The organism is Nonomuraea sp. NPDC051941 (assembly GCF_044593615.1).
Map to the genome: position 1 here is coordinate 54,164 of NZ_JBIUCF010000032.1, position 12,231 is coordinate 66,394.

Here is a 12,231-nt window from a genome sequence, read left to right on the forward strand (position 1 = left end):
ACCCCGGTCAGGGGCGGACCGCGCCGAGCAGGCGGGTGCGCCAGTAGTCGTCCAGATCGACGACCTTGATGACGTCCCCGGTCTGCGGCGCGTGCACCATCTTCCCGTTGCCGGCGTACATGCCCATGTGCCCCAACCCCTTGCTGAAGAGCAGGTCCCCGGGCTGCAACGCGTTCAGGGGGACGCGGCGGGCGGAGCCCCAGCTCCACTGCGTCCAGGTCGTACGGGGCAACTCGACCCCCGCCTGCCGCCAGGCGGCCTGGGTCAGGCCGGAGCAGTCGTAGGAGCCCGGTCCCGTGCCGCCGAACCGGTACGGCTTGCCCACCTGCGCGAAGGCGAACTGCAGCGCCAGGCGGGCGTTGCCGGAGGCCGGACCCGTGTACTTGATGCCGGCGCTGTTGGGGTCGCCGGTCTTGAAGGCGCCCAGCCTGCGCAGCAGCTTGGTCTGCTCGGCGATCAGTTTCTCGATCTTGGACTTCTCGTCGCTGACCTTGTCGCGCGCGGCGTCGGACTCGGCCAGGGTGGTCTTGGCGTCGTTGCGCCGGTCGCGCAGCTCCTTGGTGGCCGCCTCGTAGGCGCGGACCTTGGCCGCCCGGGACTCGGCCATCTCCCGGAAGGAGGCCATGCTGTTCAGGATCGCCGTGGGATCGGCCTGGCCTGCGAGCCCCTCCCACCCCCTGATCGGGCCGAACTGGTAGTCGTTGACGGCCAGCCGGACGAGGTCGTCGCGCAGGGAGCCGGCTCGGGCGTCCTTGAGGCGGAGCTCGGTGTTGAGGGTGTCGTACTTCTTCTTGGCCTTCTTGTACGCCTCCGTGGCCTGGTTGTACCGCTCGACCACCTGGTCGGCCTGCTCGTTCAGCTTCACGAGCTTGGCTCTGGCCTTGGCCGGCGACGGCTCGGCCACGGCGGCGCCGGGAGTGACGGCCAGTGCGACCAGGGACAGGGCCGCGGCCGCCGCTGTTCGTCCAAGCCTTGTCGGCAGGGCCACTACGACGCCTCCTCGTAAATCTCCAGAACCTGGGGCGAAATAGTACAGAAGTGAAAGGGCTGTCTGGCCTGTTTGCGGCATCGAGAATCCGGAACGGCGGGTACTACCTGCACTAGGGGACGATCACGCCGGTCCAAGAGGAGATACGCACGCCGCGCCTCCGGCGTTCAACGGGAGACTCATGGTGTTGGGACGTCTACTGCTATGGCTTGTAGTTGTTCTGTTGTCCGGGTGAGCAGTGACGCCGCTGGCTATCCTGGCGCGAATACTAAGGTCGGCAGCTGTGAGGGGGGGAGCGCGTGGCACGGCGGTTGCTCCTGCCCGGCCTCCCCTGGCTGCTGCCTCTGCTGCCTCTGCTGATCGCGTTCGGCGTGGCCGGCATGCACACGCTGGGGCATCTCGGCTCTCACCATGGTGGCGCCGTCGTTCAAGGCTCGCACGTTCACGCCTCTCCCGTGGAGTCTTTCGGGACGGACCGGGGTGAGGTCGCGATCTGCTCGCGGGACGCGGCCGGGTTCGATCCGAGCGACGTGTGCCTGGCCGTGCTCACCTCGGTCGTCGCGCTTCTGATCGCGGTCGTCTGGGCCGCCACGCTCTACTGGCGTGCGGGGATGGGCGGCTGGGGGTCCCCGGCGCGTACGGCGGCCAGAGCGCCGCCGCGCCGCCTGGCGCCGAACCCCGCAGTGCTCTCGGTGATGCGCATATAGGCCGAAATATCGGCGGACGGGCTGAAAAGCCCGGTTCGCGATGACGGCCTGCGTACCTCCATCACCGAAGGAAAAACACCATGTTCACGAATATGAGGATCCCGGCTGCCACCGCGGCGGCCGGAGCCGTGCTCGCGCTGGTCGCCGGCTGCGGCGGCACCGACAGCGGCTCGATGGGGCCGGACATGGCCGGCATGTCCAGCAGCGCACCCGCCGCGACGACGGCGAGCGCCTCGCCCGCGGCGGCGTTCAACGACGCGGACGTGATGTTCGCGCAGATGATGATCCCGCACCACCGGCAGGCGGTCGAGATGGCCGACCTGGCCGCGACCAGGGCCGCCGACAAGGAGGTCAAGGAGCTGGCCGCGAAGATCAAGGCCGCTCAGGACCCGGAGATCCAGACCATGCAGGGCTGGCTCACGGCGTGGGGCAAGCCGATGCCGTCCGAAGGCATGGACCACGGGATGGGCCATGACATGCCCGGCATGATGTCCGAGGACGACATGAAGAAGCTGGAGAAGGCCAAGGGCGGCGCGTTCGACCGGCAGTTCGCCGAGCTGATGATCGCCCATCACGAGGGTGCGATCCAGATGGCGCGTACCGAGCAGACGCAGGGCTCCAACGCCAAGGCCAAGGAGCTGGCCAAGACCATCGAGACCGCCCAGCAGGCCGAGGTCGCCCAGCTGCGGGAGATCCTCGACCGCCTCTAGGAGACGGCTTTCAGGAGCCGGTGGCCCGCCGCGCGGCGCGGCGGGCCCCGGGACCGACCGGCTACCGCCTCTTAGCGACGACCCCGGCGACCGCCTCGATCCGCTCCGGGATCGCTCTTCCTGCTCCAGCTCCTTGTCCGGCTTCACGTCGCGCAGCACCGTCAGCCGCAGATGGTCCCGTCGCCCCCGGTCACGATGTCCGGCCCGTCCATGCTGGAGAGGGCCTTCGCCAGCGCAATCAGCGTGTGCCGGTCCGGCCGTGTCCGCCGGCGCAGGCGTCGGGGGTGGACCGTTCGGAGCTCGTGGGCGTTCGTCACCGGGTTGCCGGTCGTGGCGTCAGATTCATGCGGATCCCGTCCGCGGCCCACAGCACGAACCGTTCGACGGGGACGACGTCGTGTCCGGTGGCCGGCTGGAAGCGGAATCTCCTCAGAAGGATCGCCAGCACCAGTTCGGCCTCGACCATGGCCAGGCTCGCGCCTTCGCAGCTGCGCGGCCCGAGGCCGAACGGGATGTAGGCGTAGCGAGGTCGGCCGGCGACCTGGTCGGGGGTGAAACGGCCAGGGTCGAACGTCTCGGGATCGGGCCAGTACCGCGGGTTCATGTGGACGGCCCAGAACGGATAGAAGATGGTCGTCCCGGTGGGGATCTCGTAGCCGGCCAGGACGAGATCCTCGGTGGTCTCGCGAGCCCCGTACGGACCCGGCGGATACAGGCGCATCGATTCCTTGAGCGCCATCTGGAGCCGGGTCAGCCGTTTGAGGTCGGCGTACTCGGGTGCGACACGATCGGACAGGACCTCGTCGATCTCCGCCGTGACCCGCTCGGCCGCGGCGGGGTGCCGGGAGAGCAGGTAGAGGGTCCACGAGACCGCCACGCCGGTCGTGTGGTGGGCGGCAAGCATGATCATCAACACGGTGTCCCGCACGCGGGCCGGGCTCATCCCCGCCGCGACCAACGCCGCGGCCAGGGCGTTGCCGTCCTGCTGGGCCGAGGCGAGCACGTCGTTCACGGTTGCGCGCAGGTAGGCCAGGGCCTCCTGGGCACGCTTCCGTCTCTGCTCCTCGGTTCCCGGGTCGGCCGGCTGGTACTGACGGCCCAGGTACTCCGTGAGCACGATCTCGAAGGCCGTCACGACCTTGTCCGGGTCGTGGACGCCGTTGCCGAGGGCGTACTGGCAGATCATCCGGAGCGACAGCGCGCTCAGGTCCTTCTGCAACTCGACTGGTCCCTCGCCGGCCTGTTCCGCCCACCGGTCCGCCAGCCGGCCGGCGAGCGCGGTCAAGCCGGGGAAGTGGGCCTCGTGGGAGCGGCGACCGGCCAGTACGGACAGGACCGCGCGGCGCCATGGCGTGTGCTCGTCCGCGGGCAGGGTCTGCAGGTTGCCGGCCTCGCACAGCGGGGCCAGGAACTCGAACAGCGCTTCCGGCCGTTTGTTGACCCCGGCGGTGGCCTCGAGCAGCACCGGGTCCGCGATGGAGACCGCTGAGTCCGTGCCGGGCAGCTCGAAACGTACGACCGGCCCGTATTCGGCGTGCAGCCGCAGTTGGTAGGCGTGCAGGCCGCCCGCGGTAGCGATGTCATGCAGCCCGCCGTCACCTCGTACGGGCGGTCCGGGGATCACCGACACGGTCACCTCCATGGACATACGGATCTCTTCTACGTATCTCCCGTGAGTGGCTGCTTGGCAAGGTGCCGAGCACCCGCAGCAGCCTCCGGCGACCGTCACCGCCTCGGGTTCGACCCGCTCACCCGCAGGTGGTCGTTCAGTGATCAAGGATGAGGGCGGAGGCTCACAGCGGCAGCTCCAGCGTGACGGTCGTTCCGTTGCCGACCGATGAGGCGATGTCGTACCGCCCTCCCAACGCGGCGGCCCGGGCGTGCAGCTTGCTCCGGTCGATGACCTCGTGCGAGCCGAGCCCCGGCCCGTCGTCGCAGACGGTCAGCCTCAACGTGACCCCCGCGGTCAGCGCCATCGAGACGTACGTGGCCTGCTCGACGGCCGAGAACGCGTCGACCAGCACCGCGAAGGCGAGGAGGGCCGCTTCGTGGGGAACCGCACCCTCCGGCAACGCCCACACCTCCACCGGAATCCTCGCCTGCTTGCCCCAATCGGCCACGAACGCCTTCACCGACTCCCGCAGGCCCGTGACAGGCGATGGCCCAATGATCACATCCGGTACCACGGTCATGACACCCCCTCCTTACGGCACCAGGGTCGTGGAGGGGTCTTGGAGCCACATGGTGATGAGATGAGAGTCCCATGAATCGTGTCCTGCGTCCGGCTGGCTTGCGACGTCCTCTGGCAGGCGTGGGGCCGAAGCCGTCACGCACGTTGCAAAGGCGGACCCGTCGCAGGGCTGGGCTGCGGCGGGTGGTGGTGGCGTCCAGCCGCGCCAGGAGGCAGGAGAGAACCCCGTCGCGCGAAGCACCACGGGACGCACAGGCGCCCGGCAGGCGCGGACCCCATACGTCCCGTGGAGCAAGACTTCCGCGTGTCAGTCGCTGTCCAGCGGCTCCAGCACAAACACCGGGATCTCCCGGTCCGTCTTCTTCTGGTAGTCGGTGTACGGCGGATACGCCGCCACCGCACGCTCCCACCACTCGGCCTTCTCCGCGCCAGTCACCTCACGGGCCTTCATGTCCTGCTTGGCAGGGCCGTCCTGAAGTTCCACACGGGGGTGGGCCTTGACGTTGAAGTACCAGACGGGGTGCTCGGGAGCGCCACCCTGCGAGGCGACCACGGCGTATCGGCCTTCGTGCTCCACACGCATCAGCGGCGTCTTGCGGATCTTGCTGCTCTTGGCACCCAGGGTGGTCAGCAATATGACGGGCATTCCCGTATCCAGCAGAGTCGTTCCCTTGGTGCCGCCGGAGCTCTCGTACAGCTCCACTTGCTCGCGCACCCACTGCGTCGGGCTGGCTTCGTACTCACCCACAAGAGGCATGGCATCCATCCCTTGGTCGGTCAACTCACGTTCAGGACGCTCCAACACCCGGCTCGTGCGTTTTCATCCACAACTCAGTCTTGGTTGTCAAGCGCTGGGGTGTGCGCTTTCACGATGGCCGAAGTACGGACACCCCATGCGAAACGTGCTGCCGACGGTCGTTGACGAACCAGCGCAGCACCAGCACCGCCTGCTTGAACGACCCGAGCGCCCGCGTTCCCTTCCGCATGGCCATCGCACGCCGGTGAGCCGCGAGTTTGCCCGCCAGGAACTCGGCGGCGGACCGGTCGACCGTCAAGGTGGCGGTGTATGTGACACTGGACGACACGTGAAGCCCTCGCCGTGAAGTTGATCTGTCGCAAGACCACTTCTAGCAGGGGCTTCACGCCTTCCTGCAGCCAGGGCGGGGCATGGTTCGGGCGGTGCGCCCCGACCCGAAGATAACCATTCGTGATCTTGGGTTACGCAGAAGGGCCTGCTGAATCGCCCCGAAATTCCGGACGTTGGCGCAGGCCGCGATCCAGGAAGTCGATCATCCACGCGAACGAGGCGTCCGGGGCGCCCGTCCACTGGAAGCCCTGCGCGACCTGGAGCGCGGCGAAGCCGTGGATCGTGCACCGGATCGTCCGGATCGCGTGGACCATCTCCTCCTCGGGGACGCCGTAGCCACGCAGGACGGCGGTCATCGTGTCGATCACCCGCGTCCCGGCCTTCAGCAGCGGATCGTCGGGCTCCCCGAAAGGCTCGCCGATCGTCGCGCTGTAAGCGCCGGGGTGCGCGGTCACGTACGCGCGGAGGGCGGTGAGGTAGGCGGCCAGGGCCGCCTTGCCGGACACTCCCTGGACGGCCATCCCGACTGCGTCGGCCATGGCTTCCATGGCCAGCGTCGCGACCTTGTGCCGCAGATCGGGCAGGCCGCCAACATGCTTGTAGAGCGACGGCGTCCGAACGCCGAGCCGGTCGGCGAGCAAGGCGAGCGTGAGGCCCGCGAATCCGACCTCGTCGGCCAGATCGGCGGCGACCTGCGTCACGTGTTCACTCGACAGCCCCGCTCTAGGCACTCACGATCTCCTTCAGGAACGACAGGACGGTGGCCGCGACCTCGTGGGGGAACTGTGCGTGCGGGTAGTGACCCGCGCCCTCGATCATAACGACCGACCCCAGCCCGGAGGGCATCGCGGCGACGATGCCCTCCGCCTCGGCGCGTGGGTCGGCCCAGTCGGGGTCGAGCGTGCCCATGACGATCAGCGCGGGCACACCCAGCGCCGGCAGGGCGGCCTCGGCATCCTTCGGCGCGGACTGGCCCATCTTCTGGACGGCCTTCATCCGGCCGTCCTCGCGCAGCGTCGTCGCAAGTGCGGCCTGCCGCTCCGCCCAGTCGGCGGGCTTCGCACCAGGGTAGGCGTGGTCGAGGTAGCTCAGCCAGGTGTCCACATTCCCGGTGATTCCGGTGCGCAGCAGCCGGATGAGCCCGGTGCGGTAGCGAGCGTTCGTGAACAGCGCCCCTGAGGAGATCTTCGGCACCCGCGTGAACGGCCCGATCTCCACGACCGCTGCCACCGCCGGGTGCGCCGCCGCGATCGTTGCCGATCCGCCGGAGAACGAGTGGCCCACGATCACCGCCGGGCCGCCGCCCAGGTGCTCGACCAGCGCTACGAGGTCACCGGCCGTGTCCGTCCGGGTGTAGGACGCCCACCCGGTGCTCGACTTGCCGTGTCCGCGCAGGTCGGCCGCCGCCACCCGGTAGCCCGCCTCCACCAGGAGTGGCGCGAGGAACCGGTAAGCCTCCCGCGTGTCACCCATCCCGTGCGACAGCACGATCAGCGGGCCTTCGCCGGTGACGTCGTAGGCCAGGGTGCCGCTGTCGTGGGTCAGAAACTCGGTCAAGTCCACTCCTTGGTTAATCCTGTTAGCTAAAAAGCTAACAGCATTAGCCAATCCGGTCAAGGGCCGATTTGAGGTTGACGCAGCGGCACCGGCTCCCATGAGGGCATGCGGCGTTCTCTTGATCGTCTTTTTGGTCTGGCCTTGCATTCCGGTCGAAACCGCAGGGTGGATGGGGATATGTTCGAACTCGACGAGCTCACCGCCGGGCAGCGCGTGCTCATCACCGGCGCCGGAGGCGCTGTCGGTGCCTACGCGGTGCAGCTGGCAAAGACCGCCGGCGCGCACGTCATCGCCACGGCGAGCCCGCGCAGCGCGGACCGGGTCCGAGCCGCCGGTGCCGACGAGGTCCTCGACCACACCACGACCGACGTGGTGGATGCGGTGATCCAGCCGGTCGACCTCTCTCGTGCGGTCCGGCGGGGCCGTGGTCAACACCACGGTGTGGATGCAGGCGCCGAGCGACGAAGGGCGCCAGGTGCGCGGGCTCAACGTCTTCGTCCGGAGTGACGCCAAGCAGCTCGCCGGCCTCGTGGCGGCGATCGACCGAGGCGAACTTCACATCGACATCAGCCGCCGTATCCAGCTCGAGGACCTCCCGGCCTTCCATGCGGAAGTCGCCGCCGGTGCCGTGTCCGGCAAGGTCGTCGTCCTTGCGCCGACCGCCTGGCATGGCCGTCCCATGGCGGATAGGAGGCCACGGCGGACAGCTTTTGGAGCACCGCTGAGGGACTGGCGCCGATCCAGGCCGCCAGATCGGCTCGGGACAGCGGCGGCGCCAGGGCCGGATTCGGGTGAGCCACCGCCTGCCGCGCGGCTCAATCGCCGCCCGGATTCGCTGGGCCGTTGCGGAGTACGCCGCGCACCGTGTCGAGCCGTACACCCGGATCGAACTCCGTCAGCCACCAGGTCGCGCCGGCGGCGGCGTACGGCAGTGGGTCGACGTCGGAGGGCAGGCTGATGGCGATGTCGTACGAGGCCATCTCGCCATGTCGCAGTTTGGTGAGGGTGGCGACGACCTCGGCGAGCTGGTCCGGGTGCTCCAGATTGATCGGAAAGAAGCCGTCGAGCCGGGCGGCCCGGCGGATCGGCTTGACGTTGCCGGGGAATCCGGCGGCCCACACCGGCACGCCGGGCCGCTGAACCGGCCGCGGCAGGAACGTGATGTCGTCGACGGTGTAGTGCTCGCCGCGATGGCGCACCGGCTCGCCGGACCAGGCGGCGGCCAGGATCGCCAAGGACTCGTCGAGCATCCGCCCGCGCTGCCGGTCGTCGAGCTGCTCGCCGGTCTTGGACAGCTCGCCGCCGAACCGGTCGCTTCCGAGTCCGACGCCGAGGGTGAGACGGCCGTCGCTCAGCTGATCCAGTGTCGCGGTCTCCCGCGCCACTTTGGCCGGCCGCCGGCGGGCGAGCGTCGACACCATCGGGCCGAGCCGCAGCCGCTCGGTCGCGGTCGCGATCGCCGCCAGCGCGATCCACGAGTCGGCGACCTGCTGGACCGGCGCCCGCCAGGACAGGTGATCCCACACGAAGCAGCCGTCCCACCCGGCTTCCTCCGCTTCGGCGGCCAGGTTCGCCACCGCCCGCGGGTCGGCGAGCTCGTCGAAGAGCGGCAGCCAGAGTGCCGATCGCAGCCGGTTCACGGGCGCTCTCCTCCGGTAACTGAAAGGATCTCTGCAATCGTGATGTCCCAGAGCTCCGGCGGCGGCATCTGGTGTCCCATGCCTTCGAGCGGGACGAGCCGTGCTCCCGGGATCTCCCGTGCCAGCGCCTCGCCGTGCCCGTACGGGAGCAGCGGGTCCGCGGTGCCGTGCAATACCAGCGTGGGCACCGCGATCTCACCGAGGCGGGCGCGGACGGGCTCGCCGCCGGCGAGCTGCCAGTGATTCTGCGCCGACGCCGGGGACGGGCTGCGGTCCCAGACGCGGCCGACGACGCGGCGCATCCGCTCCTCGTCGATGGGGATGGTGCCCGCGAAGGTGCGCTCGCCGTCGATGTAGTACGCGATGACGGCCTCGCGGTCGGACCAGTCGGGCGCCTCGTCACCGCCCTCGGCGAACCGCTTCGCCAGCTCGGCGCTCATCGGCGGCAGGTCAGGGCGATTGGGGTCGCCGGGCCCGCCCGGGCTGGTGGCGATGAGCGTCAGGGAGGCGACCCGGCCGGGGTGGTGCACGGCCAGGTGCTGGGCGATGCCGCCGCCCATGGAGACGCCGACGATGTGCGCGGCCGCGATGCCGAGTTCATCGAGCAGGCCGACGGCGTCGTCGAGCAGGGCGTCGCTTCCGTACGGCGGTGCGCCGGGCGGGAAGGTTGTGGAGCGGCCGGTGTCCCGGGTGTCGTACCGGATGACGTGCCGCCCGCCGGCGGCGAGGCGCTCGCAGAACTCATCGTCCCACCAGTCCATCGACGCCTCGGCGCCGCCGATGAGCAGCAGGGCGGGTGCGGCAGGGTCGCCGAATGTCTGAGCGCAGAGCTCCACGCCGTTGATTTTGAGGAGTTGCTCGGGGTGATCTTGACGACCGTTCATGTCCGGCACGCTAAGCCTCGCGGCCCCATCGCGAAAAGCCATGATTTCCGATTGAATCAATCGCCTACAGCGATATAGTCGCTGCCGCTGAGCCCTTCCGCGCCGAGAGTCGCGCTCTCCCGTGACTCGTCCGATGTCACATCTGGCCGGCCAGCTCAGTGGCGGCTTCGACGGCGATGTCGATGGCTCGGGCCGCGAGGGGCGACTGGGTGCGCCCGGCCGGCCAGTACAGGTACCACGTGCAGGCGGGCGACGGTCGCAGTCGATGGATGCTGAGCCGGTCGTCGGACCAGACATCGGATCCCTGGAGGGCGAGCCAGGGCAACACCGCTGAGCCTAGGCCCACCCGTACCATCGACACGACGGTGTCGTGGCCGGCCGTTCGGAACACGATCCGCGGCCGGGCGCCCGCGCCGGCGAGCTCCCGTTCCAGCCATCTTTGGTGGACGTTGGGCGGCCAGGCGACCATGGGAGCGTCGTCGAGCAGCTTCACCGGCACCGGACCATCGGGGAACGCACCTGCGCCGGCCACCAGGAGGTACGGCTCGTCGAGCAGTTCGACGTGCTCGACGTCGCCGTCGATCCGATCGTAGTGGAACAACAGGTCAAGATCTCCGATCCTCGGATCCTCCGGTCCCACCTCCGACAGCCGGATGTCGCAGCCGGGGTGCTCGCTCAGCAGCCGGCGCACGACGGCCGGCAGGATCAGCTTTGTCGCGCCCTGGAAGGTGCCGATGTCGATCCGGCCGTTACCCGCCTTGAAGCGATCGACGGCGTCGGCCAGCGCCTCCGACTTCGTGAGCAGATCGCGCCCGTGGGCCAGGACCACCTCGCCAAGAGGAGTGGTCCGTACCGGCCTGGGGCCTCCGGGCCGGTCGAAGACGGCGCCACCGACGGCCTTCTCCAGCGCGGCGATCTGCTGGCTTACCGACGACTGGGTGTAGCCGAGGCGAACCGCCGCTCGGCCGAACGTTCCCTCCTCGGCGATAGCGGCCATCGTCCTCAGGTGGCGCAGCTCAACGTCAGCCATAACGTCAGAGTATCGCTAATCGCGATTGATTTGATCGAAAGTAATCGTTTTTCTTGATGTACTAGGTGATCCTAGTGTCATCGGCATGACGACCTACGACACACCCGCTCCGACCGCGATACCGCTGGGCCGCCGACTGTCCCGCCTGCGATTGGACCTGCCTGGCCTGGTCTGGTCCCTGGCGGCGACTCATTTCGTGAGCCGCGCCGGCGGAGTCGCGCAGTCGTTCCTCGTGCTCTATCTGACGCAGGAGCAAGGGCTGACGCCGACGACCGCGGGCGCGGTGGTGGCGGCGACGGGAGCCGGAGGCATCGGATCCCAGGTGCTCGGCGGCTGGCTGGGCGACCGGATCGGACGACGCCACACCATGCTGGTGGGGTTCCTGGGAACCGCCGTGACGCTTGTCGCGCTCGGCTCGGCCGACACGGTGCCGGTGATCTGGGCGGCGGCACTCGGTGTCGGGCTGATGGCGGACCTGTTCCGCCCGGTTGGGTCGGCTGTGGTGGCCGACCTCCATCCGAGCCAGCGGGTCCGGGCCTTCGGGTTGCTGTTCTGGGCGGCCAACCTCGGCTTCTCCATCGCCACGATCACCGCGGGGGTCCTGGCCCAGTATGGGTATGGACTCCTGTTCTGGATCAATGCCACGGCCTCGATCATCGCGGCGCTGATCGTCTGGCGCCGGATTCCCGAGACCCGGCCGGCGACACCGAATCAGCCCCGCCGAGCGCTGCTGCCGGTGCTCCTGCGCGACCGGCTGATGATCGTCATGGTGTTGATCTACGTCGCCTATTTCACCCTGTTCCTGCAGACGTTCGCGACGCTACCGCTCGTCATGACGGCAGATGGTCACGGCCCCGCGACCTACGGCGCGGTGCTGGCTCTGAACGGGATCGTCATCGTGGTAGGCCAACCACTGGCGGTACGGCTGCTCGCCGGTCGCGACCCCAGCTCGGTGCTGGCCGTGTCCATGCTCCTGGCCGGTGCCGGCGTCGGTTTGGGCACCCTCGTAGAGAGTGGTGTCGGCTACGCGGGATCGGTCCTGGTTTGGACCCTTGGCCAGATCGGCATCGCCGTGATGTTCGGCGCCACCTTCGCCGACCTCGCACCGGCGGACCTGCGCGGCAGGTACATGGGCATCGCCTCCGCCACCTGGAGTGTCGGTGCCGTGTTCGGCCCGCTGGCCGGCACCGTACTGCTCGACCATGCCGGACGAACGGCTCTGGCAGCGGCATGCGCGATCACCGGGATCGCTCTCTTCGCCGCCCAGCAGGCGCTCGGCCCGGCGCTCCGCCGCCGAAGCGGACGCTGACCCACGCCCGTCTGTCCGCTGTGAAAGTCTCGGTTTTCGGTAGGGGCACCAACAGAGGTGTGAGGTCTGGTGCGGGACCACACGTCGAGGCCGTTGAGGTGTCGGTGTCATCAAGGTCGGGCGGGCCG

General features: G+C 69.0%; 13 protein-coding genes and 2 pseudogenes. 5 read left to right on the plus strand and 10 right to left on the minus strand.

The genetic code is table 11. The annotated features are described in order from the left end of the window. Nucleotides 1-7: 7 nt before the first annotated feature. Nucleotides 8-988 (minus strand): NlpC/P60 family protein, encoded by a 981-nt coding sequence (locus tag ACIHFD_RS41485; protein WP_397371591.1) that lies wholly within the window; start codon nucleotides 986-988, stop codon nucleotides 8-10. Nucleotides 989-1,287: 299 nt separating this feature from the next. On the opposite strand from ACIHFD_RS41485, the gene ACIHFD_RS41490 reads away from it, so the two are divergent. Beyond that, nucleotides 1,288-1,695, plus strand: a complete 408-nt coding sequence (locus ACIHFD_RS41490) for a DUF6153 family protein (RefSeq protein WP_397371592.1) — start codon at nucleotides 1,288-1,290, stop codon at nucleotides 1,693-1,695. A gap of 92 nt (nucleotides 1,696-1,787) precedes the next feature. After that, nucleotides 1,788-2,405, plus strand: coding sequence for a DUF305 domain-containing protein (locus ACIHFD_RS41495; protein WP_397371593.1), 618 nt, complete (start codon nucleotides 1,788-1,790; stop codon nucleotides 2,403-2,405). A 313-nt stretch (nucleotides 2,406-2,718) separates the two neighbouring features. Here ACIHFD_RS41495 and ACIHFD_RS41500 read toward each other — a convergent pair whose 3' ends face one another. From ACIHFD_RS41500 to ACIHFD_RS41525, 6 genes and pseudogenes are all read right to left on the minus strand, one after another. Continuing rightward, the gene (locus ACIHFD_RS41500; protein ID WP_397371594.1) at nucleotides 2,719-4,053 is read right to left on the minus strand and encodes a cytochrome P450; all 1,335 of its coding nucleotides are present in this window, start codon (nucleotides 4,051-4,053) and stop codon (nucleotides 2,719-2,721) included. 145 nt (nucleotides 4,054-4,198) lie between these two features. Next, a complete protein-coding gene (locus ACIHFD_RS41505) occupies nucleotides 4,199-4,597 on the minus strand; it encodes a hypothetical protein (RefSeq protein WP_363969307.1) in 399 nt (132 codons plus the stop codon). Between the two features lie 306 nt (nucleotides 4,598-4,903). Then, nucleotides 4,904-5,353, minus strand: a complete 450-nt coding sequence (locus ACIHFD_RS41510) for a nitroreductase family deazaflavin-dependent oxidoreductase (protein ID WP_397371684.1) — start codon at nucleotides 5,351-5,353, stop codon at nucleotides 4,904-4,906. A 151-nt stretch (nucleotides 5,354-5,504) separates the two neighbouring features. Next, nucleotides 5,505-5,681, minus strand: a pseudogene (locus ACIHFD_RS41515) (IS5/IS1182 family transposase); the annotation flags it as partial. Nucleotides 5,682-5,814: 133 nt separating this feature from the next. Beyond that, complete coding sequence (locus ACIHFD_RS41520; protein WP_397371595.1) at nucleotides 5,815-6,414, minus strand: TetR/AcrR family transcriptional regulator; 600 nt, start codon at nucleotides 6,412-6,414, stop codon at nucleotides 5,815-5,817. After that, nucleotides 6,407-7,240 carry an alpha/beta fold hydrolase gene (locus ACIHFD_RS41525; RefSeq protein WP_397371596.1) on the minus strand — a complete coding sequence of 278 codons (834 nt, stop codon included), beginning with the start codon at nucleotides 7,238-7,240 and terminating at the stop codon, nucleotides 6,407-6,409. The genes ACIHFD_RS41520 and ACIHFD_RS41525 overlap by 8 nt, the downstream gene beginning before the upstream one ends. 177 nt (nucleotides 7,241-7,417) lie before the next feature. Here ACIHFD_RS41525 and ACIHFD_RS41530 point away from each other — a divergent pair, with 177 nt between their 5' ends. Continuing rightward, complete coding sequence (locus tag ACIHFD_RS41530) at nucleotides 7,418-7,747, plus strand: zinc-binding dehydrogenase (RefSeq protein ID WP_397371597.1); 330 nt, start codon at nucleotides 7,418-7,420, stop codon at nucleotides 7,745-7,747. Continuing rightward, nucleotides 7,686-7,829 (plus strand): annotated as a pseudogene (locus tag ACIHFD_RS41535) (hypothetical protein); the annotation flags it as partial. The gene ACIHFD_RS41530 and the pseudogene ACIHFD_RS41535, both read left to right, overlap by 62 nt. A gap of 226 nt (nucleotides 7,830-8,055) precedes the next feature. Here ACIHFD_RS41535 and ACIHFD_RS41540 read toward each other — a convergent pair. The 3 genes from ACIHFD_RS41540 to ACIHFD_RS41550 all read right to left on the minus strand — a co-directional run bounded on the left by ACIHFD_RS41540 (nucleotide 8,056) and on the right by ACIHFD_RS41550 (nucleotide 10,794). Further along, nucleotides 8,056-8,880 (minus strand): LLM class flavin-dependent oxidoreductase, encoded by an 825-nt coding sequence (locus ACIHFD_RS41540; RefSeq protein WP_397371598.1) that lies wholly within the window; start codon nucleotides 8,878-8,880, stop codon nucleotides 8,056-8,058. Next, a complete protein-coding gene (locus tag ACIHFD_RS41545; protein ID WP_397371599.1) occupies nucleotides 8,877-9,764 on the minus strand; it encodes an alpha/beta fold hydrolase in 888 nt (295 codons plus the stop codon). Before ACIHFD_RS41545 ends, ACIHFD_RS41540 begins: the two co-directional genes overlap by 4 nt. Before the next feature lie 136 nt (nucleotides 9,765-9,900). Beyond that, a complete protein-coding gene (locus ACIHFD_RS41550; RefSeq protein WP_364259723.1) occupies nucleotides 9,901-10,794 on the minus strand; it encodes a LysR family transcriptional regulator in 894 nt (297 codons plus the stop codon). Nucleotides 10,795-10,879: 85 nt separating this feature from the next. Here ACIHFD_RS41550 and ACIHFD_RS41555 point away from each other — a divergent pair, with 85 nt between their 5' ends. Next, nucleotides 10,880-12,103 (plus strand): MFS transporter, encoded by a 1,224-nt coding sequence (locus ACIHFD_RS41555; protein ID WP_397371600.1) that lies wholly within the window; start codon nucleotides 10,880-10,882, stop codon nucleotides 12,101-12,103. Nucleotides 12,104-12,231 lie beyond the last annotated feature (128 nt).

Coding starts and splice junctions, on each gene's coding strand:
- ACIHFD_RS41495 (WP_397371593.1), top strand. CDS start 1,788: ATGAGGATCCCGGCTGCCACCGCGGCGGCCGGAGCCGTGCTCGCGCTG.
- ACIHFD_RS41500 (WP_397371594.1), bottom strand. CDS start 4,053: ATGTCCATGGAGGTGACCGTGTCGGTGATCCCCGGACCGCCCGTACGA.
- ACIHFD_RS41505 (WP_363969307.1), bottom strand. CDS start 4,597: ATGACCGTGGTACCGGATGTGATCATTGGGCCATCGCCTGTCACGGGC.
- ACIHFD_RS41510 (WP_397371684.1), bottom strand. CDS start 5,353: ATGCCTCTTGTGGGTGAGTACGAAGCCAGCCCGACGCAGTGGGTGCGC.
- ACIHFD_RS41530 (WP_397371597.1), top strand. CDS start 7,418: ATGTTCGAACTCGACGAGCTCACCGCCGGGCAGCGCGTGCTCATCACC.
- ACIHFD_RS41545 (WP_397371599.1), bottom strand. CDS start 9,764: ATGAACGGTCGTCAAGATCACCCCGAGCAACTCCTCAAAATCAACGGC.
- ACIHFD_RS41550 (WP_364259723.1), bottom strand. CDS start 10,794: ATGGCTGACGTTGAGCTGCGCCACCTGAGGACGATGGCCGCTATCGCC.
- ACIHFD_RS41555 (WP_397371600.1), top strand. CDS start 10,880: ATGACGACCTACGACACACCCGCTCCGACCGCGATACCGCTGGGCCGC.